This is a genomic window from Methylobacterium oryzae, from assembly GCF_036441375.1.
Taxonomy (GTDB): Bacteria; Pseudomonadota; Alphaproteobacteria; order Rhizobiales; family Beijerinckiaceae; genus Methylobacterium; species Methylobacterium oryzae_A.
In genome coordinates this window covers 1,570,299-1,591,130 of sequence record NZ_MLCA01000001.1, presented here as the reverse complement: position 1 = coordinate 1,591,130, position 20,832 = coordinate 1,570,299, and the positions used below count along the sequence as shown (strand labels likewise).

Genomic DNA, 20,832 nt, shown 5'->3' with positions numbered 1-20,832 from the left:
GGCATGGCCGAGACGCCCGATTACGCGGCCTTCGCGGCGCGCTACGAGGCCGGGCAGCCGAGCCTCGTGGCCGTGAGCCTCGTCGCGGACCTGGAAACACCGGTGGCGGCGTTTCTCAAGCTGCGCGCCGGCCATGCCGGCCCGGCCTTCCTGCTCGAATCGGTCGAGGGCGGCGCCGTCCGCGGCCGGTACTCGATGATTGGTCTCGATCCGGACCTGATCTGGCGCTGCCGCGACGGCGCGCCCGCGATCGCGCGCGGATCCGATCTCACGCGGTTCGAGGCGGATGCCGGGGCGCCTCTGGCGAGCCTGCGTGCCCTCATCGCCGAGAGCGCCATCGGCGAGTCGGACGGCCAGGACCTGCCGCCGATGGCGGCCGGCCTGTTCGGCTATCTCGGCTACGACATGGTCCGCGCCATGGAGCGGCTGCCGGAGCCGAACCCGGATCCGCTGGGCGTCCCGGACGCGATCCTGATGCGCCCGCGGGTGATGGTGGTCTTCGATTCCATCCGCGACGTCATCACCGTCGTGTCGCCGGTCCGGCCCGCCCCCGGCGTCGCGGCCCGGGCGGCCTACGAGGACGCGCTGCAGCGCGTCGACCGGGTCGCCGCCGCCCTCGAGGGGCCGCTGCCCATCGAGGCGCGGGTGGACCTGTCGGCGGTCGCCCATCCGGAGCCGGTCTCGAACACGCCGCCGGACGATTTCTTCGCCATGGTGGCGCGCGCCAAGGAGTACATCGTCGCGGGCGACGTGTTCCAGGTGGTTCTGTCCCAGCGCTTCTCGGCGCCGTTCACGCTGCCGGCCTTCAGCCTGTACCGCTCGCTGCGGCGGACGAACCCGGCGCCGTTCCTGTGCTACCTCGATTTCGAGGAATTCCAGATCGTCTGCTCCTCGCCGGAGATCCTGGTGCGGGTGCGCGAGGGGACGGTGACGGTCCGCCCCATCGCCGGCACGCGCCGCCGCGGCGCGACGCCGGCGGAAGATGCCGCCCTCGCCGAGGAACTCCTCGCCGACCCGAAGGAGCGGGCCGAGCACCTGATGCTCCTCGATCTCGGCCGCAACGACGCCGGCCGGGTGTCGCGGATCGGCAGCGTCCGGGTGACCGACTCGTTCTTCATCGAGCGCTACAGCCAGGTCATGCACATCGTGTCGAACGTCGAGGGCGAGCTCGATCCGCGGCACGATCCCCTGGACGCCCTGGCGGCGGGCTTTCCGGCCGGCACGGTCTCGGGCGCCCCGAAGGTGCGGGCCATGGAGATCATCGACGAGCTGGAGCGCGAGAAGCGCGGGCCGTACGCGGGCTGCATCGGCTATTTCGGCGCGCGGGGCGAGATGGACACCTGCATCGTCCTGCGCACCGCCGTGGTGAAGGACGGGACGATGCATGTCCAGGCCGGCGCCGGGATCGTCTACGATTCCGATCCCGCTTCCGAGCAGCAGGAATGCGTCAACAAGGCCAAGGCGCTGTTCCGGGCTGCCGAGGAGGCGGTGCGCTTCGCCGCGCAGGCGAAGCGCGGGCAGTAGCCGCTGGACCGCGTGGCGGCCCAGGTCCGGGCCGCCGCCCGTCACCGGTGGTTGACCGCGCGGATGCGAGGGGTCACATCGCCTGCATGCCCGAGCGTGCCGCCGCGATGCCCAACGTCCTCGTCATCGACAACTACGATTCCTTCACGTGGAATCTCGTGCACCTGATCGGTCCGCTCTGCGGCGCGATCGATGTCGCGCGCAACGACGCGCTCACGATCGCCGACATCCGCGCCAAGGCGCCCGACGCGATCGTGCTGTCGCCCGGTCCCTGCACACCCACGGAGGCGGGGATCTGCCTCGACGTGGTCCGCGACCTGTCCGAGGAGATCCCGATCTTCGGCGTGTGCCTCGGCCTCCAGGCGATCGGTCAGGCTTTCGGCGGCGACGTCGTGCGGGCGCCGCTGCCGCTCCACGGCAAGGTCTCGACCATCCGGCACGGGGCGCGCGGCCTGTTCCGCGGCCTGAACGACAGTTTCGAGGCGACCCGCTACCACTCCCTCGTGGTCGATCGTGCGACCTGCCCGACGAGCCTGCGGGTCACCGCCGAGGCGGACGGCCTGATCATGGGCCTGGAGCACGCCGAGCGCCCGCTGCACGGCGTCCAGTTCCACCCCGAGAGCATCCGGTCTCAGCACGGCACGGAGATCGTGAAGAACTTCCTGGATCTCGCCGCCGCCTGGAACACGGCGCGTGACAGGACGCGTGCCGACGTGCATTGACGCCGGGAGGCCGGGGCGGCCCTTCGCAAGAATCCATGGACAGTTTCAGACCCCATCTCGCGAAGGTCGCCGGGGGCCTCGCCCTCGATCGTGCCGAGGCCCGCGCCGCCTTCGACGACCTGCTGTCGGGCGAGGTCACGCCGGTGCAGGCCGGCGCCTTCCTGACCGCCCTCAAAGTGCGCGGCGAGACCGTCGAGGAGATCGTCGGCGCGGCGGAGGCCATGCGCGCGCGCATGACGCGCGTCGCGGCGCCGGCGAGCGCCGTCGACGTCGTCGGCACCGGCGGCGACCATTCCGGCAGCGTGAACGTCTCGACCTTGGCGGCGATCATCGTGGCCGCCTGCGGCGTGCCGGTGGCGAAACACGGGAACCGCGCCGCGACCTCGCGCTCCGGCGCCGCCGACGTGCTCGCGGCCCTGGGCGTGAGGCTCGGGCTCGACCCCGCCGCGCAGGCCCGCTGCCTCGACGAGGCCGGCCTCTGTTTCCTGTTCGCGCAGGCCCACCATCCGGCGATGCGCCACGTTGCGGCGGTCCGGTCCGAGTTGCCCGTGCGGACGATCTTCAACCTGCTCGGCCCGCTGAGCAACCCGGCCGGCGTCGGCTACCAGCTCTTCGGCGTCGCCCAGGCGGCCCTCGCGGAGCCGCTGACGCGGGTCCTGGCCGAACTCGGCAGCCGCCGGGTCTGGACCGTGCACGGATCCGACGGGCTCGACGAGATCACCGTCACCGGGCCGACGCGGGTGGTCGCCCTCGACGAGGGGCGGCTGTCCCACTTCACCATCGACCCGCGGGAGTTCGGGCTGGCGCTACGCGCGCCCGAGGAACTGCGCGGCGGCGACCCGGCCGACAACGCGCGGTCCCTCGAGGCCGTCCTGGCGGGGGCGCGGAACGCCTACCGGGACATCGCGGTCCTCAACGCGGGGGCGGCGCTCGTGGTCGCGGGCGCCGCGGAGGCCCTGGCGGACGGCGTCGTGCGGGCGCAGGATGCCGTCGATTCCGGGGCCGCCCGGGCGACGCTCGCCCGCCTCGTCCGGGCCTCGAACGACCACTCCAACGGGCAGGAGGGCCGATGAGCTCGCTGACGCACGAGGCCACCCCGGAGACCGGCGCCGGGACGCCGACCGAGCGGCCGAACGTCCTCGCCCGCATCGAGGCCTACAAGCGCCGCGAGATCGCCGAGGCGAAGCTGCGCGTGCCGCTCGCCAAGCTGGAGCGGAAGGTCGCGCAGGCGGAGCCGGTGCGCGGCTTCGCGGCGGCGATCCGGACCCATCTCGCCGCGGATCGCCCGGCGCTCATCGCCGAGGTGAAGAAGGCATCGCCCTCGAAAGGCCTGATCCGCGCCGATTTCGATCCGGCAAGCCTCGCCGCCGCCTACGAGGCGGGCGGGGCCACCTGCCTGTCGGTGCTGACCGACGAGCCCTCGTTCCAGGGACGGCCCGAGTACCTGACGGCGGCGCGGGCGGCCTGCGGGCTTCCGGTCCTGCGCAAGGACTTCCTGTTCGAGCCCTATCAGGTCTACGAGGCCCGGGCCTGGGGTGCCGACTGCATCCTCGTCATCATGGCCTGCCTCGACGACGACGAGGCCGAGGCCCTGGTCGACACGGCGCATCTCCTCGGGATGGACGTCCTGGTCGAGGTGCACGACGAGGCCGAACTCAGGCGGGCGATTCCCCTCGGAACGGCTCTGGTCGGCATCAACAACCGGAATCTCAAGACCTTCGAGGTCTCGTTCGAGACCGCGATCCGGCTGGCACCGGGCATCCCGGCGGACCGGATCGCGGTCGCGGAGAGCGGCATCGGCGACCACGCCGACGTGGTGCGGCTCCGGGCTAACGGCCTCGGCGTGGTGCTGGTCGGCGAGAGCCTGATGCGGCAGCCGGACGTCGCGGAGGCGGCCCGCGCCCTGCTGTTCGGCGACGCGAAGTCCGAGGGCGGCAAGCCGCGGAAGAAGGGTTGATCGATGCGGCCGGGCTCGACGCTGACCCATCTCGACACGAGCGGCGCGGCCAACATGGTCGACGTCACCGACAAGCCCGCCACCGACCGGACCGCCCGGGCGGAGGGCCAGATCGTGATGAGGCCCGAGACCCTGGCGCTGATCCGTGAGGGTGACGCCAAGAAGGGCGACGTGATCGGCACGGCGCGGCTCGCCGGTATCATGGCGGCCAAGCGCACCCACGAGCTGATCCCGCTCTGTCACCCCCTGCTGCTGTCGAAGGTGCGGGTCGAGTGCGAGCCGGACGACGCGCTGCCCGGTCTGCGCATCGCCGCCGAGGTTCGGGTCCAGGGCCCCACGGGCGTCGAGATGGAGGCGCTCACCGCCGTCTCGGTCGCCTGCCTGACCGTCTACGATATGGTGAAGGCGGTCGACCGCGGCATGCGGATCGAGGGAATCCGGCTGACCGCCAAGGACGGTGGCCGCTCGGGCGCCTACCGGGCTCCGGCCGAATGAGTGGCCTGATTCCGGTCGCAGAGGCGCTGGCGCGGGTGCTCGCGAGCGTCCCTGGCCCGGTCGAGCCCGAGACCGTGCCGCTGACCCAGGCCGCCGGCCGGACGCTCGCCGCCGACGTCGTCGCGTCCCGCACCCAGCCGCCGTTCCCGGCCTCGGCCATGGACGGCTACGCCGTGCGCAGCGCCGACGCGGCCGAAGCGGGGGCGAGCCTGCGGCTGATCGGCACCAGCGCGGCCGGGCACGGCTTCCCCGGCCGCATCGGCGGCGGCGAAACGGTGCGGATCTTCACCGGCGCGCCGGTTCCGGAGGGTGCGGACGCGATCCTGATCCAGGAGAACGCCTCCGCCGAGGCGGGCACGGTGCGTGTCCTGGAGCCGGTGGAGCCGGCGCGGTTCATCCGCCGGGCCGGCCTCGACTTCACGGCAGGCGAGACCCTGATCCGGGCTGGCATGAGCCTCGATCCCACGCGACTGGCCCTCGCCGCGGCGGCCGGTCACCCGCGCCTCCCGGTCCGTCGCCGGCCGCGCGTCGCGATCCTCGCCACCGGTGACGAACTGGTCGAGCCGGGCGCGACGCCCCGCTGGGATCAGATCGTGGCCTCGAACGGCCTCGCGCTCGGCGCTCTCGCCGCGGAGGCGGGCGCCGACATCGTCGATCTCGGCATCGCCGGGGACGATTACGACGCCCTGGCGGACGCGTTCCGTCGCGCCCGCGAGGCGCGGGCCGACCTGCTGGTCACCCTCGGAGGGGCCTCGGTGGGCGATCACGATCTGGTACAGGCCGCGCTCGCCAAGCAGGGTTTGGAGCTCGGCTTCTGGCGGGTCGCCCTCCGGCCGGGCAAGCCGCTGATGCACGGTCGCCTCGGCGACATGCTGGTGATCGGGCTGCCGGGAAACCCGGTCTCGTCCATCGTGTGCGGGCTGCTGTTCGTGGTGCCGGCCATCCGCGCGCTCCTGGGCGATCCGCAGGCGGGCGCCGATCTCAGCGAGCCGGCGACGCTGGGCCGCGACATGCCGGAGAATGACGGCCGGGCCGATTACATGCGGGCGAGCCTTATCCGCGAGCCCGGCCGGCTGCCGGTCGCGACCGCCGAGCAGCGCCAGGACTCGTCGATGCTCGCCGTCCTCGGGCGGTCCGAGGCCCTGCTGATCCGCGACCCGGGCGCGCCGGCCGCGCGCGTCGGCGATCCCTGCCGGATCATCCGCCTCGATCGCCGCCTGCTCTGACGCTCAGGGTACCACGCGCCAGACCTTGAGCGGGCCGGGCGCGTCCAGCGGTACGAGGCGCGTGCTCCGGATCGCGCCCTCGGCGAGGCGCGTGGCGAAGGCCGTCTCCGCCTGAAGGTCGTCGGCCGGCCGAGCCGGGCAGGTGACGAGATAGCGGACGTTGAACGCCGTCAGCACCCGGTCGAGGTCGGCCTCGGTGCCACCCAGCCCCTGGATGGCCGCCGCGAGACCGGGAATGGCCCGGTGATAGGGCGCGGCGACGATCCTGTGCGGGGTGCGGAGCAGGATCGACGGCCCCAGGAAGATCGGGGCGAGCACGGTTCCTTCCGGCAGGCGCGCCAATGGCCGGACGGCGGCGTCGTCGAGGCAGGCGGTGGTTCGGGCGGCGTCGGGCGCGGTGCGCAGGCCCGGCGCCAGAGCCTCCGCCAGGAGCGCCGGGATCATCCAGAGGCTGCTGACCATCGCGGCGCCGAGCAGCGCGACGGGCCAGCGCCGCGCCGCTTCCGGCAGGTCTGCCTGCGCCAGCGCGCGATCGAGGACGACGCCCGCCACCAGCGGTACGAAGCCGGAGACGATGTAGAGGCCGCGGAACTGCACGACGCCGAGGATCAGACCCGGCCACAGGAACAGCGCGATCACCGACCAGGTTCGGCGGTCGGGCCCGCGCCACGCGGCACGGGCGGCCGTGAGGCTCGCGAGGATCACGACGGGGTAGAAGACCAGCGCCTCCCACTGGCCGCGGGCCACGAACTTCGCCAGCGGCGCCATCTCGTTGACCGTGAGCAGCCAGTGGGTCCGCACGAGGGCCGGCATGTCGGGGAAGGGGCCGCCGAGACAGGCCGGGAAGGCGGCCGCGAACCCGGCCAGCAGGATGCACCCCGTGAGGCCCGAGAGGGCGAGGCGCGCCGAGACCGTCGCGAGGCGCTCGCCCGCGGCGGCGGCTCCGGCGACCAAAGCGAGTCCGCCGAGGGTGAGCCAGAGCCAGGGCGGCGAGAGCGCGTCGCAGTGGGAGACGCCCCAGAGCGAGGGGGCCGTCTGAACGGCGAACAGCGCGGGCGCGGCGAGGCCGAGACCCAGGCCGAATCCCGTCAGCGACAGGAGGGCGGGGCGTCCGCGCAGCCACCAGTCGCCCGCGAGAAAGAGGGCGGCGAGCGCGACGAAGGGCAGGCCCTCCAGGCCGATCGCCAGGGAGAGCGCGGCGAGGCACCCGCCGACCAGGCCGGGTCGGAGCCCTCCGCGGATCATGCAGAAGGCAAGTCCGAGGATCGAGACGATCTGCAGGTTGTGGTGATCGACCCGCCCCGCCTGGAACTGGATCGTCACGCCGAAGGTCTGCGTCGCCGCGATCAGGGCCAGGAGTGCGGCCCGCTTGCCGAAGCTGTGCCGGACGCCGCGATACAGGATCCAGCCGTAGAGACCGAAGAGCAGCAGGGGCCAGAAGGCCGCGACTAGACCCTCGGCCAGCGTGCGGCCCGTCAGGGGCGTGACCGCCAGGATCAGCCCCGCGATCGGCGCGTCCACGAGGCGCGACCAGTGGCTCGGCACGCCGGTCGGGGCCAGGAACCGGTACTGGACGTTGTCGTACCAGCCCTGGCCGGCCAGCAGGTCGCGGACCTCGACGAGCCGCATCGCGTCGTCGGTATCCGGGACGCGCAGGTGCCGGATCGTCTCCCAGACCGCGTGGGGGCCGTTCATCGTCGCGATGCAGAGGGCGGCGAGCACCCACAGGAGCGTGCGGGTCTCCAGTCGCCCGCGCGGTCGGGAGAGGGGTAGCGCCGGAGCCGGCATGGTCGGATCACCAGGACGGACAGTCGGTGCCCGCGCCTTCATGCTCGCGCGCTTCCGCTTAACGCGCGGTCAAAAGGCCTCCGCCGCGCCTTCCGATCGCGGCGCCGACCCGCCGCCAGCGATTCCTTAACCACGACCGGGCATCCTCACGACCGGTCGGCGTCCTGCGCGTCGCGCGCCGCACCAATCGCCGGAGCATGGTATGAGCCACCACACCGAGACGCTGGTGATCGGCGCGGGGCCCGCGGGTCTGACCGCCGCCTACCTGCTGTCGAAGAAGGGGCGCTCCGTGACCGTGCTGGAGCGGGATCCGGCCCAGGTCGGCGGGATCTCGCGCACCGTCTCGCACAACGGCTACCTGTTCGACATCGGCGGCCATCGGTTCTTCTCGAAGTCCCAGGCCGTGGTCGATCTCTGGGACGAGATCCTGCCGAACGACTTCATCGAGCGCCCGCGCCTGTCGCGGATCTACTATCGGGGGCGGTACTACGCCTACCCGCTCAGGGCTTTCGAGGCGCTGCGCAACCTCGGCATCCTCACCAGCGCGGCCTGCCTCGCCTCCTACCTCTACGCCCGCCTGCGGCCGGTCGAGGACCCCAAGACCTTCCACGCCTGGGTCCGCAACCAGTTCGGCGAGCGCCTGTTCTCGATCTTCTTCAAGACCTACACCGAGAAGGTGTGGGGCATGTCGTGCGACGCGATCTCGGCCGACTGGGCGGCCCAGCGCATCAAGGGGCTCGACCTCGGCGCCGCGATCCGCGACGGCATCAAGCGGTCGCTGGGCCTGCGCAAGGCGCCGAAGGTCGGCGGTCCCGTCATCAAGACGCTGATCGAGTCGTTCCGCTATCCCCGCCGCGGCCCCGGCATGATGTGGGAGGCGGCGGCCGCGAAGATCCACGCCCAGGGCGGGCAGTTGAAGCTCGACCGCGGCGTCGATTCCCTCAGCTACGATGCCGGGACCGGCATCTGGACGGTGGCGGCCCGCCGCTCGGACGGCAGCCGCGAGACCTTCACGGCCCGCAACGTCATCTCGTCCGCGCCGGTCCGCGAGCTGGTCGACGCGATCCGCCCGCGGCCGCTCAGCACCTTCAACGCCCGGGCGCTGAGATACCGCGACTTCCTGACGGTGGCGCTCATCGCCAAGTCCGACAAGAACTTCCCGGACAACTGGATCTACATTCACGACCCCTCGGTGAAGGTCGGTCGCGTGCAAAACTTCCGATCCTGGTCGCCCGAGATGGTGCCGGACGCGGACCACACCTGCCTGGGACTCGAGTATTTCTGCTTCGAGGGCGACGGCCTCTGGAACGCCGACGATTCCGAGCTGGTGGCACTCGCCAAGCGCGAGATCGGGCAGATCGGCCTTATCGACCCGGCCGACGTGGTCGATGCCTGCGTGGTCCGCCAGCCGAAGGCCTACCCGGTCTACGACGAGGAGTATGCCGGCCACGTCGCGACCGTTCGGCGGGAGCTGGAGCGGGACTTCCCGAGCCTGCACCTCGTCGGCCGCAACGGCATGCACAAGTACAACAACCAGGACCACGCGATGATGACCGCGATGCTGACCGTGGAGAACATCCTCTGCGGTCGGCGCCGGCACGACGTCTGGCGGGTGAACGAGGACGCCGAGTACACCGAGTCCGGCGTGTCGGGAGCCGACGCCGCGCTCGGCAGCGAGCGCCTCGTGCCGCGCAAGGTCGCCTGAGGCGCGACAGCGTCCCGGCCGCGTCACCGGCGCCGCTTGCCGGTCTGTCCCGCGCCTCTATCGTTCCCTCCCGGCAATGCCCTGGTCCAAGGGCCGCCGGGAGGAAATGTTCGATGCGATCTCTGCTTCTCGCCGCGCTCTTCGCGGGCGTGGCCATGCCGGCGGCGGTGCTGCCCGCCCTGGCGCAGGGTGCGGCCCCTGCCGAGACCAAGGCCAAGACCGACGACCTCGAGAAGCTCGAGGGCTTCCACAGCACCGACACCCAGGCCGCCGCGGAGATCCCGCAGACCGGCCGCCGCGCCGACGCGATCCGCAAGAACCTGTCGAAGATCAAGCTGCCGGACGGCTTCAAGATCGACCTGTACGCCGTGGTGCCGGACGCCCGCGCCATCGCGGTCGGCCCCAATGCCGGGGTGCTGTTCGTCGGCACGCGCAAGAGCAAGATCTACACGGTCACCGACCGCGACAAGGACCGGGTCGCCGACGAAGTCCGGCCCTTCGCGCCGGGCATCACGTTCAAGATCCCAAACGGCGTCTGCTTCTCGAAGGACGGCGTGCTCACCGTGGTCGAGCAGAACCGCGTCCTGGCCTTCCCGGCCGCCGAGTTCTTCTACGAGAACCCCGACGTCGCCGCCGGCGTGCTGGTCAAGCAGGGCGCGCTGATCCCGGCCTCCGAGGAGAGCTTCAACCACACCGCCCGGGTCTGCCGGGTCGGGCCGGACGGCAAGACCTACATCGCGCTGGGCCAGCCCTACAACGTGCCGCCTGCCGAGAAGATGGACCTCTACAATAAGACCGGCATCGGCGGCATCATTCGCATCGACGCCGACGGCAAGAACCGCGAGGTCTACGCGACCGGCATCCGCAACTCCGTCGGGATGGACTTCAACACCGACAAGTCGCTGTGGTTCACCGACAATCAGGTCGACGGCATGGGCGACGACAAGCCGCCGGGCGAGCTGAACCGCGCCACCAAGGCGGGCGAGAATTTCGGCTTCCCGTGGTTCGGCGGCGGCTCTGTCCGGACGGTCGAGTACAAGGACCAGACGCCTCCGGCCGACGCCGTCGCCCCGCAGGCCGAGCTGCCGCCGCACGCGGCCGATCTCGGCATGACCTTCTACAACGGCAAGCAGTTCCCGGCCGCCTACAAGGGCGGGATCTTCATCGCCGAGCACGGCTCGTGGAACCGGACAGAGCCCGTCGGCGCCCGCGTCATGTTCGCCAAGCTCGGGGCCGACGGGAAGGTCGAGTCGGTCAAGCCCTTCGCGGAGGGCTGGCTCACCGGCGACGGCGAGTATCTCGGCCGCCCGGTCGACGTGGCGGTGATGCTCGACGGATCGCTGCTGGTCTCCGACGATTCGGCCGGGGCGATCTACCGGATCTCCTACGAGAAGTAGTTTTTTTGTGAGGGAGCGCCCTTCTCCAAGAGAGGCGCCCTTGTCGCGGACGAGCGCAGCGCGCCCCCTCTCCCGCACGAGAGAGGGGGCCCGTGCGCCGTTCGGCGGCGCGCGGTCCAGTCTTCACCGGTTTGAGAGTTCGAGCCTGCCCGATGATCCGTCCGCTGCTGCTCCTCGCCTTCACCCTGGTCCCGCTGACGGCGCAGGCCGGCGACGCGCCCGCGGGTAAGAAGCGCGCGACCGCCTGCCAGACCTGCCACGGGATGGACGGGCTCTCGAAGCTGCCGGAGGCGCCCAACCTCGCCGGGCAGGTCGAGCCCTACCTCGTGAAGGCGCTCACCGAGTACCGTGACGGCAAGCGGCAGAACGAGATCATGAACGTGGTCGCGAAGGAGCTGTCGGACGCCGATATCGCCAACCTGGCGGCGTACTATTCGGGCATCCAGATCGACGTGCTGCCGCCAGGATAGCCTGAACCGTCTTTGCGAGCGGAGCGAAGTAACCCAAGGTAGCGCGCCGTCGGCGGGCGTCGCGCAACTGGAGCGCTTCGCTTCGCTCGCGACGACGCGGATCAATCGTCCATCTTCAGGGCGGCGATGAACGCCTCCTGGGGTATCTCGACGCGCCCGAATTGGCGCATCTTCTTCTTGCCTTCCTTCTGCTTGTCGAGGAGCTTGCGCTTGCGCGAGATGTCGCCGCCGTAGCACTTGGCGGTGACGTCCTTGGACAGGGCCTTGATCGTCTCGCGGGCGATGATCTTGCCGCCGATCGCCGCCTGAACGGGGATCTGGAACAGGTGGCGGGGGATCAGGTCCTTCAGCTTCTCGCACATGGCCCGACCGCGCGACTCGGCGCGGGTGCGGTGGACCAGCATCGAGAGGGCGTCCACCGGCTCGGCGTTGACCAGGATCGACATCTTCACGAGGTCGCCCTCGCGGTAATCCGACACGTGGTAGTCGAAGGAGGCGTAGCCCTTCGAGATCGATTTCAGCCTGTCGTAGAAGTCGAACACCACCTCGTTCAGCGGCAGATCGTAGACCACCATGGCGCGCTTGCCGACGTAGTTGAGGTCGATCTGGACGCCGCGCCGGTCCTGGCAGAGCTTGAGCACGCCGCCGAGATACTCGTCGGGCGTCAGGATCGTGGCGCGGATCCAGGGCTCCTCGACCGTCTCGATCTTCATGACGTCCGGCATGTCGGCCGGGTTGTGCAATTCCTTGATCTCGCCGTCGCGCATCTTGAGGCGGTAGACCACCGAGGGCGCCGTGGAGATCAGGTCGAGGTTGAACTCGCGCTCCAGCCGCTCCTGGATGATCTCCAGGTGCAGCAGGCCGAGGAAGCCGCAGCGGAAGCCGAAGCCGAGGGCGGCCGAGCTCTCCATCTCGTAGGAGAACGAGGCGTCGTTGAGCCGGAGCTTGCCCATGGCCGAGCGCAGGTTCTCGAACTCGGCCGCGTCCACCGGGAACAGGCCGCAGAACACCACTGCCTGGACTTCCTTGAAGCCCGGCAGCATCTGAGTGGTCTGGCGCTTGTCCTCGGTGATCGTGTCGCCGACGCGGGTGTCAGCCACCTCCTTGATCGAGCCGGTGAAGAAGCCGACCTCGCCCGGACCCAGCGCGTCGATATCGGCCATCTTCGGCCGGAACACGCCGATCCGGTCGACGCCGTAGACGGCGTCGGCGCCCATCATGCGGATGGTCATGCCCTTCTTGAGGGTGCCGTCGATGATCCGCACCAGCACCACGACGCCGAGATAGGCGTCGTACCAGCTGTCCACGAGCAGCGCCTTGAGCGGCGCGTCGCGGTTGCCCTTCGGCGGCGGCAGGCGCGTGACGATCGCCTCCAGCACCGCCTCGATGTTGAGCCCGGTCTTGGCCGAGATCGGCACGGCGTCGGAGGCGTCGAGGCCGATCACCTCCTCGATCTGCTCCTTCACCCGGTCCGGCTCCGCGGCCGGCAGGTCGACCTTGTTCAGGACCGGGACGATCTCGTGGTTGGCGTCGAGCGCCTGGTAGACGTTCGCGAGCGTCTGCGCCTCGACGCCCTGAGAGGCATCCACCACCAGCAGCGAGCCCTCGCAGGCGGCGAGCGACCGCGAGACCTCGTAGGCGAAGTCCACGTGGCCGGGCGTGTCCATCAGGTTCAGGACGTAGTCCTTGCCGTCCTGCGCCTTGTACTCCAGGCGCACGGTCTGCGCCTTGATGGTGATGCCGCGCTCCTTCTCGATGTCCATCGAGTCGAGCATCTGCTCGCTCATGTCGCGCAGCGCGACGGTGCCGGTCGCCTGGATCAGCCGGTCGGCCAAGGTCGATTTGCCGTGGTCGATATGCGCGACGATCGAGAAGTTGCGGATGGTGTCGATCGGGGCTGTCATCGGCATTCCGTTGGGGCGCGCGCCGGCGCGCACCGTCTGACGTCGGGACGTGTTCGGATGGATCGGCTCCCGCGCGAGATAGCAGCGCGACGGGAAGGCGCCAAGCGCGGCCTGAGCGCCCGAAGACGCGGGCAGGGGGCTTGTGGGCCCCGGACCGTCATTTGGGGATCGCGGGACCCGGAAGCTCCGCCGGCCAAAGGCCGCCACGCCCGGATCCCATGTTCCCCCGCGGCTTCCCGGGACGACGGCGAGATCTGATCCGGTCGGCGAAGACACGCAAACGACGGGGGCCGGAACATGCCGGCCCCCGGATCAAGGACGTCTCTTGCGCCGAAGAGCGACCTGACTCAGCGACCGCGGTCGCGGATCAGCCGCTCGATCTCGGCCTCGCCGTGGGAGCGCGCCTTGGCCTCGGTCGGATGCTTCCGGTCCGAGCGCTGGTGCAGCTTGCCGTGCTTGCGGATGCTCCACTGGAACAGGGAGCCGCTCTCGCCGACCGGCTCCACGTCGAGGCTGAAGGGGTAGGTATCTGTCTGGGTATCGCTCATGGGGCCGATATGGGGCGGTCAGCGACTTTTCGCCATGCCTGATCGCCAAGTCCTTGCGCGTTTACGCGTCCGCACCGGTCGCGCGCGCCCGCGCGGCCATGGCAACGAGGCTTTTGCGCAGCGCACCCATGTCGGTGACGCGCTCCGGATAGGGGACGCGGACCGTGCGGTCGGACGCCATCAGGTCCATGCCCTCGGGGTCGAGGCCCGTGAGTCGCCAGGGCAGGTCGGCCGCGCCACCGGCGCCGGCGGCGTAGAGCGCCAGCGCGTCCGCGTGGTCGGCGTTCATGTGCTCCACGGCGCCGCGCTCGCCCGCCACGATCGCCTGCGCGTCCGAGAGGTCGAGGAGGAGCTGGTCGCGGGTCAGAGTCGCGGCCTTGGCGAAGCCGCCGTTGAGGTGGCCGGCCTCCGGCGCCAGGGCGAAGAAGCCGAAATCCGGGAAATCGGCGTAGAGCTTGGCCTTCGGGTGGCGGGCCAGGAACCGCTCCCGGGCCCGAATCTCGGTGGTCTGGACGGCGCGGCCGACCACGGTCAGGCGGGGATGGGCGAGGGGATCGCCCTTGCCGCCCTGCGAGAACAGCAGGGAGCAGCGCGGGTCGGCCAGCAGGTTGCGGGTGTGGGCCGACAGCCGCGACAGCAGCATCAGCGGCGTCCCGTCCGCGTCCGTTGCGATGGTGACGAGGGAGGCGAAGGGCGTGCCGTCCGGCTCAAGGGTCGCGAGGGCGCCGGAGCGGACGCTGCGCAGGAGCGTGCGCGACAGGCCGATCGCGTCGAAGGGCGCCGCCTCGGCCGGCAGCGGACGAGCCGGTTCGCCCGCGCCCGGACCCGTGTCGCTCGTCTCGCCCATCCGCGCTTCCTCCCCGGCTTCGAGTGGTCACCCTGTTTCGCCGCCACGTTAGCGGCGCGGCGCGGGCTGCGCGAGGCGCCGCGGCCGCGTCAGATGGGCCGCCGCGCTCCCGTGTTACGGCCAAGCTATGACCGCCGCTCGCTTTTTCCGATCGGCCGTACTAAAGCACCTGTCCCTTTGCGTGTGCCGGGCTGCGCCCAAACCGCCCGGTTCGCGTTTTTGTCTGCCCCTCGGGGGCCGGGACGTGGCGCGGCCTGTGCGAAGAGCCGGGACCGCGCCTGAGCCCGTTCAGTCAGGGACCGCGCATGCCGACCATCGCCCTCGTCGACGACGACCGGAACATCCTCACCTCTGTGTCGATCGCGCTGGAGACCGAAGGCTACCGCATCCAGACCTACACGGACGGCGCCTCCGCGCTGGACGGTCTGCGCCACTCCCCGCCCGATCTCGCGATTTTCGACATCAAGATGCCGCGCATGGACGGGATGGAGCTTCTCCGACGCCTGCGGCAGAAATCGGACCTTCCCGTGATCTTTCTGACCTCGAAGGACGAGGAGATCGACGAGCTGTTCGGCCTCAAGATGGGCGCGGACGACTTCATCCATAAGCCGTTCTCGCAGCGCCTGCTGGTGGAGCGGGTGAAGGCGGTGCTGCGGCGCTTCGCCAAGGAGGCTCCCGGCAGCACGCCCCGCGGCGAGGCCGAGGTCGCGGCCCGGTCGCTCGAGCGCGGCGCGCTGATGATGGATCCCGAGCGCCACACCTGCACCTGGAAGGGCGAGCCGGTGACCCTGACGGTCACGGAGTTCCTGATTCTCCAGGCCCTCGCGCAGCGTCCCGGTGTCGTGAAGAGCCGCAACGCCCTGATGGACGCGGCCTACGACGATCAGGTCTACGTCGATGACCGGACCATCGACAGCCACATCAAGCGGCTGCGGAAGAAGTTCAAGGTCACCGACCAGAGCTTCGACATGATCGAGACGCTCTACGGCGTCGGCTACCGATTCAAGGAGGCGTGATCTCCAGGATCCGCCCCGTGACCGCCCGTTCAGAGACCCAGACCGAGGATGCCCCGCCCCGCACCTCCCTGGCCCAGACCCTGTCGCGACCGCTCGGCTGGCCCCGCTCCGTGTGGGAGGCGATCGGCCAGCGCGCCTCGTCGAGTCTGACGCGCCGCATCGTCGTCCTCAACCTCGTCGGGCTGATCGCGCTGCTCGTCGGGTTCCTCTACCTCAACCAGTTCCGCCAGGGCCTGATCCAGGCCCGGATCCAGAGTCTCGCCATCCAGGGCGAGATCATCGCGGGGGCGATCGCGGCCTCGGCCTCGGTGGACACCGACACGATCCGCATCGATCCCGACAAGCTGCTCCAGCAGCAGGCCGGCGAGGCGGCGGAGGAGGAGTCGCAGCCGCTCGCCTTCTCGCTCAACCCCGAGAAGGTGGCGCCGCTCCTGTCGCGCCTCGTGACGCCGACGGGCAACCGCGCCCGGGTCTACGACCAGGAGGGCGGCCTCCTCTTCGACACCCGAACCTTGTTCAAGCGCGGCGACGCGAGTCGGCCCGACCCGCTGGAGCCGAAGCCGCACAAGCCCGGAATGCTCGAATCCGCCTTCGAGGCGGTCCAGTCCAAGTTCGGCGGCCTGTTCCGCGGCCGGACCGAGACCGCCGAGGAGACCGGGCCGGTGAACGGTCACTCCCTCCGCGAGGTCCAGGCGGCGCTCGGCGGCAACCGCGGCAGCCTCGTGCGCCGGAACAAGCTCGGCGAGACCACGGTCTCGGTGGCGGTGCCGATCCACCGGGCCGGCTCCGTTCGCGGCGCCCTGCTGATCTCGACCCAGGGCGACGCCATCGACCGGGTCATCGCCTCGGAGCGCTTCGGCCTGCTGCAGGTGTTCCTCGTCGCCTCGGCGGTGATGGTGGTGCTGTCGTTCCTGCTGGCGGGCGCGATCGCGGGGCCGGTGCGCCGCCTCGCGGAGGCCGCCGAGAAGGTCCGCATGGGCATCAAGACCCGCGAGGAGATCCCGGACTTCACCGAGCGGACCGACGAGATCGGCCACCTGTCGGGCGCGCTGCGCGACATGACCCAGGCGCTCTACCGGCGGATCGACGCCATCGAGAGCTTCGCGGCCGATGTCAGCCACGAGCTGAAGAACCCGCTGACCTCGCTCCGCAGCGCGGTGGAGACGCTGCCGCTCGCCAAGACCGACGAGTCCCGCGGCCGGCTGATGGCGATCATCCAGCACGACGTGAAGCGCCTCGACCGCCTGATCAGCGACATCGCGGACGCCTCCCGCCTGGACGCGGAACTCGCCCGCGCCGAGGCCCGCCGGGTCGATCTCCGGCGGCTCCTCACCACGGTCGTGTCGGTGGCCAACGAGCGGCGGCGTCCGAAGGACTGCCTGATCCAGCTCGACGTCGAGGCGACCGGCACGGAGCAGGACGCCCCGTTCACGATCATCGGCCACGACAGCCGGCTCGGGCAGGTGGTCAACAATCTCCTCGACAACGCAAGGTCGTTCTCCCCGAGCGACGCGAAGGTTCGCGTCGTGCTGCGCCGGGTGCGCGGCGAGGTGGAGATGATCTGCGAGGACGAGGGCCCGGGCATCCCGGAGCACGCCCTGGAGCGGATCTTCGAGCGCTTCTACACGGACCGGCCGGAACAGGGCTTCGGCCAGAATTCGGGCCTCGGCCTGTCGATCTCCCGTCAGATCGTCCAGGCCCATCGCGGAACGATCCGCGCCGAGAACCGGCCCGGTGCTCCCGACGAGGACGGCGAGCCGACGGTGCGCGGCGCCCGCTTCGTCGTGCGCCTGCCGGCGGCGCCGCGGCAGCTCCACGCCTGATGGTCACCCTGCACGGCGCCTGCGCCGCGCTGTGCGGGGCCGGAATCCTGATTCGCGGTCCGTCGGGCGCGGGCAAATCCAGCCTCGCCCTCCTGCTCGCCGCCGCGCCGGACGGGGCCTTCGTGGCCGACGACCGGGTCGCCTGCGCGGTGCGCGACGGGCGAATCACGGCCGGTCCCCATCCCGCGCTCGCCGGGCGCGTGGAGGTCCGCGGCCAGGGGATCCTGTCGGCGGCCGATCTCGGCCTCGCGGTGCGGTCTGAGGCGGTGCTGCACCTCGCCGTCGATCTGGTCGAGGCGGCGCCGCGCCTGCCCGAGCCGCCGTCGGACGCGGACATCCTGGGGATCGCCGTGCCGCGCCTGGTGCTCGACCGCGGCGCACGGGCGGCCGGTCTCGCGCCGCTGCTCGTCCGTGCGGCGCTGCGAAAGCTTGGGCCGTGACTTCGCAGCCGCACAGGCGGCTCGATTCGCCCAAGACTGGTATCCCCCATGGCGCACACGCGGCGACCGTGGCATGATCTCGGCAATGTCCGAGCAAAAAAGTCGCGTTCGCCTTGTGGGGGGCTGTGCGATGCACAACATGGCGGCACACACAGGACGTTGGAACACGTGTCGATGATTGGCATGGTGCTCGTCACCCACGGACTCCTGGCGACCGAGTTCAAGGCCGCGCTGGAGCACGTGGTCGGCCCGCAGGATCAGATCGAAACGATCACGATCGGGCCGGAGGACGATATGGAGCTGCGACGCCGGGACATCATGTCCGCGGTCTGTCGCGTGAATACCGGAGACGGTGTGGTGGTGCTGACCGACATGTTCGGCGGCACCCCGTCGAACCTCGCGCTCTCCTGCATGAATGGCGGGTCGGTGGAGGTCGTGGCGGGGATCAACCTGCCGATGCTGATCAAGCTGGCCAGCGTCCGCGACGAGGAGAAGCTCGGCGACGCCGTGCTTCACGCCCAGGAAGCCGGCCGCAAATACATCAACGTCGCCTCGCGGGTTCTGGCGGGCAAGTAGTTCTCCCCGCTCAGGCTTCCAGGACGACCGTCGGCGGTGCTGAGCGCCGCGCGCTCACGGTGATTCCCACCGATGCCGCGATTACCAGCGCGATCGCGATCCACTGCACGGCGCTGATTCGCTCCCCCAGCAGCACGAGACCCGCGCAGGCCGCCACGGCGGGCTCCAGGCTCATCAGCACGCCGAAGCTCTTCCGGTCGAGGCGGCGCAGGGCGACCATCTCCAGCGAGTAGGGCAGGGCGCTCGACATCAGCGCCACCGCGAGGCCGGCGGCGAGGATACCGGGCGCCAGCAGGGCCGGTCCGGCCTCGGCCACGCCGAAGGGCGCCACGACGATCGCCGCCGTGAGCATGCCGAGCGACACGGCCTGCCCGCCGTCAACGCGCCCGGCGCGCTGGCCGAACAGGATGTAGAGCGCCCAGCAGAGCGCCGCGCCGAGGTCGAGCAGGATGCCGATCGGGTCGAGTCCGTCGTGGCTGGCGATCGGCAGCAGCAGCGCGAGTCCGGCGACCGCCACGCCGATCCACAGGAAATCCGAGCGGCGGCGCGACGCGACCAGCGCGACAGCGAGCGGCCCGACGAACTCGATGGCCACGGCCGGTCCGAGGGGCAGCCGCGCCAGAGCGAGGTAGAACAGGAGGTTCATCAGCCCGAGGGCCGTCCCGTAGAGGGCGATCCAGCCGGCCTCGCGCGCCGGGAGGCTGCGCCGCCACGGCCGCCAGACGGCGATCAGGATCAGCGCCGAGAATCCCACCCGCAGTGCGGACGTCCCGGCCGCGCCGAGTGCCGGGAACAGGCTCTTGGCGAAGGTCGCGCCGCACTGGAGCGAGACCATGCCGGTGACCAGCGCCGCCACGGAGAGAACCGTATCCCCGAGCCCGAACCTGATGCGTGACACGCGACGACATTCCTCAGGACCGGGGCCCGGCGCGGGCATAGCAGACGCCGCGGTCGCCGCGGGCCAGGCCGGGTCTCATGGCTCACGCCACCCTCACGCGTGGCTCGTCGGGCCCTGGCTCGTCCCCAGATGCCCCGGCCCTACAGGATGAACCGGCTCAGATCCGCGTTCGATGCCAGATCCTGCACCCGGTCGCGGACGTAGGCCGCGTCGATCGGGACCGTCTCGCCGGAGCGGTCGGTCGCCGTGAAGGAGATCTCGTCGATCACCCGCTCAAGGACGGTCTGGAGCCGGCGCGCGCCGATATTCTCCACCGAGGAATTCACCTCCACGGCAACCCGGGCGAGAGCGTCCACCGCGTCGTCCGTGAAGGTCAGGGTGACCCCCTCGGTCTCAAGCAGCGCGACCGTCTGCTTGATCAGGCTCGCCTCGGTGGCGGTCAGGATCTGCTTGAAGTCGTCCACCGTCAGCGGCTGCAGCTCGACCCGGATCGGCAGGCGGCCCTGCAGTTCGGGCAGGAGGTCCGCTGGCTTCGACACGTGGAACGCGCCCGAGGCGATGAACAGGACGTGGTCGGTCTTCACCGGCCCGTGCTTGGTGGCGACGGTCGTGCCCTCGATCAGCGGCAGCAGGTCGCGCTGCACGCCCTCGCGGGAGACGTCGCCGGACGAGCGGCCCTCCCGGGCGCAGATCTTGTCGATCTCGTCGAGGAAGACGATGCCGTTGTTCTCAACCTCTCGGATCGCCTCGCGCACCAGCGCCTCGTCGTCGACGAGCTTGTCGGATTCCTCGGCCATCAGCGGCGCGTAGGCGTCCCGCACCAGGACCCGACGCGGCTTGCCGCGCTGGCCGCCCAGCGCCTTGCCGAGCATGTCGCCGATGTTGATCGCGCCCATGGACGCGCCCGGAACACCGGGGATCTCGAACATCGGCATGCCGGCGGGGGCGCTGGAGGTGAGCTCCAGCTCCACCTCCTTGTCGTCGAGTTCGCTGTTGCGCAGCTTGCGCCGGAAGCTGTCGCGGGTGGCCTGGCTCGCCGTGGGGCCGACCAGCGCGTCGAGGATCCGGTTCTCGGCGGCGGCCTCGGCCTTGGCCTTCACGGCCTCGCGCTTGACCTGCCGGGTCAGGCCGATCGCCACCTCGACGAGGTCGCGGACGATCTGCTCGACGTCGCGGCCGACATAGCCGACCTCGGTGAACTTGGTGGCCTCGACCTTGAGGAACGGCGCGTTGGCGAGACGGGCGAGGCGGCGGGCGATCTCGGTCTTGCCGCAGCCGGTCGGCCCGATCATCAGGATGTTCTTGGGCGCGACTTCCTCGCGGAGTGGGCCGGTCAGCTGCTGGCGGCGCCAGCGGTTGCGCAGCGCGATCGCCACGGCGCGCTTGGCGTCGTGTTGCCCGACGATGAACCGATCGAGTTCGGACACGATCTCGCGGGGAGAGAACGTCGTCACCGCTTTGCCATCCCTGTTCCCGGCCCGAAATCGGCCCCGCGC

19 protein-coding genes are annotated in these 20,832 nt (G+C 70.8%); 13 read left to right on the top strand and 6 right to left on the bottom strand.

The annotated features are described in order from the left end of the window. Positions 1 to 3 precede the first annotated feature (3 nt). The 6 genes from trpE (at position 4) to MOTC310_RS07500 (ending at position 5,924) form a co-directional block, all read left to right on the top strand. A complete protein-coding gene (gene trpE, locus MOTC310_RS07525; RefSeq protein ID WP_331301330.1) occupies positions 4 to 1,524 on the top strand; it encodes an anthranilate synthase component I in 1,521 nt (506 codons plus the stop codon). Positions 1,525 to 1,631: 107 nt separating this feature from the next. Next, a complete protein-coding gene (locus MOTC310_RS07520; protein ID WP_331301481.1) occupies positions 1,632 to 2,246 on the top strand; it encodes an anthranilate synthase component II in 615 nt (204 codons plus the stop codon). A 35-nt stretch (positions 2,247 to 2,281) separates the two neighbouring features. Continuing rightward, entirely contained in the window at positions 2,282 to 3,319 is a 1,038-nt protein-coding gene (gene trpD, locus MOTC310_RS07515; RefSeq protein ID WP_331301329.1) for an anthranilate phosphoribosyltransferase, read from the top strand. Beyond that, on the top strand, positions 3,316 to 4,203 hold the full coding sequence (gene trpC, locus MOTC310_RS07510) for an indole-3-glycerol phosphate synthase TrpC (protein ID WP_331301328.1): 888 nt from the start codon (positions 3,316 to 3,318) through the stop codon (positions 4,201 to 4,203). Before trpD ends, trpC begins: the two co-directional genes overlap by 4 nt. 3 nt (positions 4,204 to 4,206) lie before the next feature. Continuing rightward, complete coding sequence (moaC, locus tag MOTC310_RS07505; protein ID WP_024829527.1) at positions 4,207 to 4,698, top strand: cyclic pyranopterin monophosphate synthase MoaC; 492 nt, start codon at positions 4,207 to 4,209, stop codon at positions 4,696 to 4,698. After that, entirely contained in the window at positions 4,695 to 5,924 is a 1,230-nt protein-coding gene (locus MOTC310_RS07500) for a molybdopterin molybdotransferase MoeA (RefSeq protein WP_331301327.1), read from the top strand. The genes moaC and MOTC310_RS07500 overlap by 4 nt, the downstream gene beginning before the upstream one ends. Before the next feature lie 3 nt (positions 5,925 to 5,927). Here the strand turns inward: MOTC310_RS07500 and MOTC310_RS07495 are convergent, their stop codons facing one another. Continuing rightward, positions 5,928 to 7,712 (bottom strand): hypothetical protein, encoded by a 1,785-nt coding sequence (locus MOTC310_RS07495; RefSeq protein WP_331301326.1) that lies wholly within the window; start codon positions 7,710 to 7,712, stop codon positions 5,928 to 5,930. Positions 7,713 to 7,914: 202 nt separating this feature from the next. Between MOTC310_RS07495 and MOTC310_RS07490 the strand changes: the two genes are divergently transcribed. From MOTC310_RS07490 to MOTC310_RS07480, 3 genes are all read left to right on the top strand, one after another. Next, positions 7,915 to 9,417: an NAD(P)/FAD-dependent oxidoreductase gene (locus tag MOTC310_RS07490; RefSeq protein WP_331301325.1), complete on the top strand. Its 1,503-nt coding sequence runs from the start codon at positions 7,915 to 7,917 to the stop codon at positions 9,415 to 9,417. 113 nt (positions 9,418 to 9,530) lie between these two features. After that, on the top strand, positions 9,531 to 10,814 hold the full coding sequence (locus tag MOTC310_RS07485) for a PQQ-dependent sugar dehydrogenase (protein ID WP_331301324.1): 1,284 nt from the start codon (positions 9,531 to 9,533) through the stop codon (positions 10,812 to 10,814). 152 nt (positions 10,815 to 10,966) lie between these two features. Then, on the top strand, positions 10,967 to 11,284 hold the full coding sequence (locus MOTC310_RS07480) for a c-type cytochrome (protein WP_331301323.1): 318 nt from the start codon (positions 10,967 to 10,969) through the stop codon (positions 11,282 to 11,284). Positions 11,285 to 11,385: 101 nt separating this feature from the next. On the opposite strand, the gene lepA is transcribed toward MOTC310_RS07480, so the two are convergent. The 3 genes from lepA to MOTC310_RS07465 form a co-directional block, all read right to left on the bottom strand. Continuing rightward, positions 11,386 to 13,188 (bottom strand): translation elongation factor 4, encoded by a 1,803-nt coding sequence (lepA, locus tag MOTC310_RS07475; RefSeq protein WP_331301322.1) that lies wholly within the window; start codon positions 13,186 to 13,188, stop codon positions 11,386 to 11,388. A gap of 347 nt (positions 13,189 to 13,535) precedes the next feature. Further along, positions 13,536 to 13,736 carry a hypothetical protein gene (locus MOTC310_RS07470; RefSeq protein WP_010682254.1) on the bottom strand — a complete coding sequence of 67 codons (201 nt, stop codon included), beginning with the start codon at positions 13,734 to 13,736 and terminating at the stop codon, positions 13,536 to 13,538. A gap of 61 nt (positions 13,737 to 13,797) precedes the next feature. Continuing rightward, positions 13,798 to 14,583, bottom strand: coding sequence for a HugZ family pyridoxamine 5'-phosphate oxidase (locus MOTC310_RS07465; protein ID WP_331301321.1), 786 nt, complete (start codon positions 14,581 to 14,583; stop codon positions 13,798 to 13,800). Between the two features lie 305 nt (positions 14,584 to 14,888). On the opposite strand from MOTC310_RS07465, the gene MOTC310_RS07460 reads away from it, so the two are divergent. From MOTC310_RS07460 to MOTC310_RS07445, 4 genes are all read left to right on the top strand, one after another. Beyond that, positions 14,889 to 15,599, top strand: a complete 711-nt coding sequence (locus tag MOTC310_RS07460; RefSeq protein ID WP_020094607.1) for a response regulator transcription factor — start codon at positions 14,889 to 14,891, stop codon at positions 15,597 to 15,599. Positions 15,600 to 15,667: 68 nt separating this feature from the next. After that, complete coding sequence (locus MOTC310_RS07455; protein WP_419539122.1) at positions 15,668 to 17,422, top strand: stimulus-sensing domain-containing protein; 1,755 nt, start codon at positions 15,668 to 15,670, stop codon at positions 17,420 to 17,422. After that, complete coding sequence (locus tag MOTC310_RS07450; RefSeq protein WP_331301320.1) at positions 17,422 to 17,862, top strand: HPr kinase/phosphorylase; 441 nt, start codon at positions 17,422 to 17,424, stop codon at positions 17,860 to 17,862. The genes MOTC310_RS07455 and MOTC310_RS07450 overlap by 1 nt, the downstream gene beginning before the upstream one ends. Before the next feature lie 174 nt (positions 17,863 to 18,036). Continuing rightward, positions 18,037 to 18,438: a PTS sugar transporter subunit IIA gene (locus MOTC310_RS07445; protein ID WP_010682249.1), complete on the top strand. Its 402-nt coding sequence runs from the start codon at positions 18,037 to 18,039 to the stop codon at positions 18,436 to 18,438. Positions 18,439 to 18,448: 10 nt separating this feature from the next. Here MOTC310_RS07445 and MOTC310_RS07440 read toward each other — a convergent pair whose 3' ends face one another. Further along, positions 18,449 to 19,336, bottom strand: coding sequence for a DMT family transporter (locus tag MOTC310_RS07440; protein ID WP_331301319.1), 888 nt, complete (start codon positions 19,334 to 19,336; stop codon positions 18,449 to 18,451). Positions 19,337 to 19,476: 140 nt separating this feature from the next. Continuing rightward, on the bottom strand, positions 19,477 to 20,790 hold the full coding sequence (gene hslU, locus MOTC310_RS07435) for an ATP-dependent protease ATPase subunit HslU (RefSeq protein ID WP_331290847.1): 1,314 nt from the start codon (positions 20,788 to 20,790) through the stop codon (positions 19,477 to 19,479). Positions 20,791 to 20,832 lie beyond the last annotated feature (42 nt).

Bases quoted from the DNA above. Each gene is read 5' to 3' on its own strand.
- MOTC310_RS07490 (WP_331301325.1), top strand. From the start codon at position 7,915: ATGAGCCACCACACCGAGACGCTGGTGATCGGCGCGGGGCCCGCGGGT.
- MOTC310_RS07445 (WP_010682249.1), top strand. From the start codon at position 18,037: ATGATTGGCATGGTGCTCGTCACCCACGGACTCCTGGCGACCGAGTTC.
- MOTC310_RS07520 (WP_331301481.1), top strand. From the start codon at position 1,632: ATGCCCAACGTCCTCGTCATCGACAACTACGATTCCTTCACGTGGAAT.
- moaC (WP_024829527.1), top strand. From the start codon at position 4,207: ATGCGGCCGGGCTCGACGCTGACCCATCTCGACACGAGCGGCGCGGCC.
- MOTC310_RS07495 (WP_331301326.1), bottom strand. From the start codon at position 7,712: ATGCCGGCTCCGGCGCTACCCCTCTCCCGACCGCGCGGGCGACTGGAG.
- MOTC310_RS07460 (WP_020094607.1), top strand. From the start codon at position 14,889: ATGCCGACCATCGCCCTCGTCGACGACGACCGGAACATCCTCACCTCT.
- MOTC310_RS07485 (WP_331301324.1), top strand. From the start codon at position 9,531: ATGCGATCTCTGCTTCTCGCCGCGCTCTTCGCGGGCGTGGCCATGCCG.
- MOTC310_RS07480 (WP_331301323.1), top strand. From the start codon at position 10,967: ATGATCCGTCCGCTGCTGCTCCTCGCCTTCACCCTGGTCCCGCTGACG.
- trpE (WP_331301330.1), top strand. From the start codon at position 4: ATGGCCGAGACGCCCGATTACGCGGCCTTCGCGGCGCGCTACGAGGCC.
- trpC (WP_331301328.1), top strand. From the start codon at position 3,316: ATGAGCTCGCTGACGCACGAGGCCACCCCGGAGACCGGCGCCGGGACG.
- MOTC310_RS07465 (WP_331301321.1), bottom strand. From the start codon at position 14,583: ATGGGCGAGACGAGCGACACGGGTCCGGGCGCGGGCGAACCGGCTCGT.
- MOTC310_RS07470 (WP_010682254.1), bottom strand. From the start codon at position 13,736: ATGAGCGATACCCAGACAGATACCTACCCCTTCAGCCTCGACGTGGAG.
- trpD (WP_331301329.1), top strand. From the start codon at position 2,282: ATGGACAGTTTCAGACCCCATCTCGCGAAGGTCGCCGGGGGCCTCGCC.
- lepA (WP_331301322.1), bottom strand. From the start codon at position 13,188: ATGACAGCCCCGATCGACACCATCCGCAACTTCTCGATCGTCGCGCAT.
- MOTC310_RS07450 (WP_331301320.1), top strand. From the start codon at position 17,422: ATGGTCACCCTGCACGGCGCCTGCGCCGCGCTGTGCGGGGCCGGAATC.
- MOTC310_RS07500 (WP_331301327.1), top strand. From the start codon at position 4,695: ATGAGTGGCCTGATTCCGGTCGCAGAGGCGCTGGCGCGGGTGCTCGCG.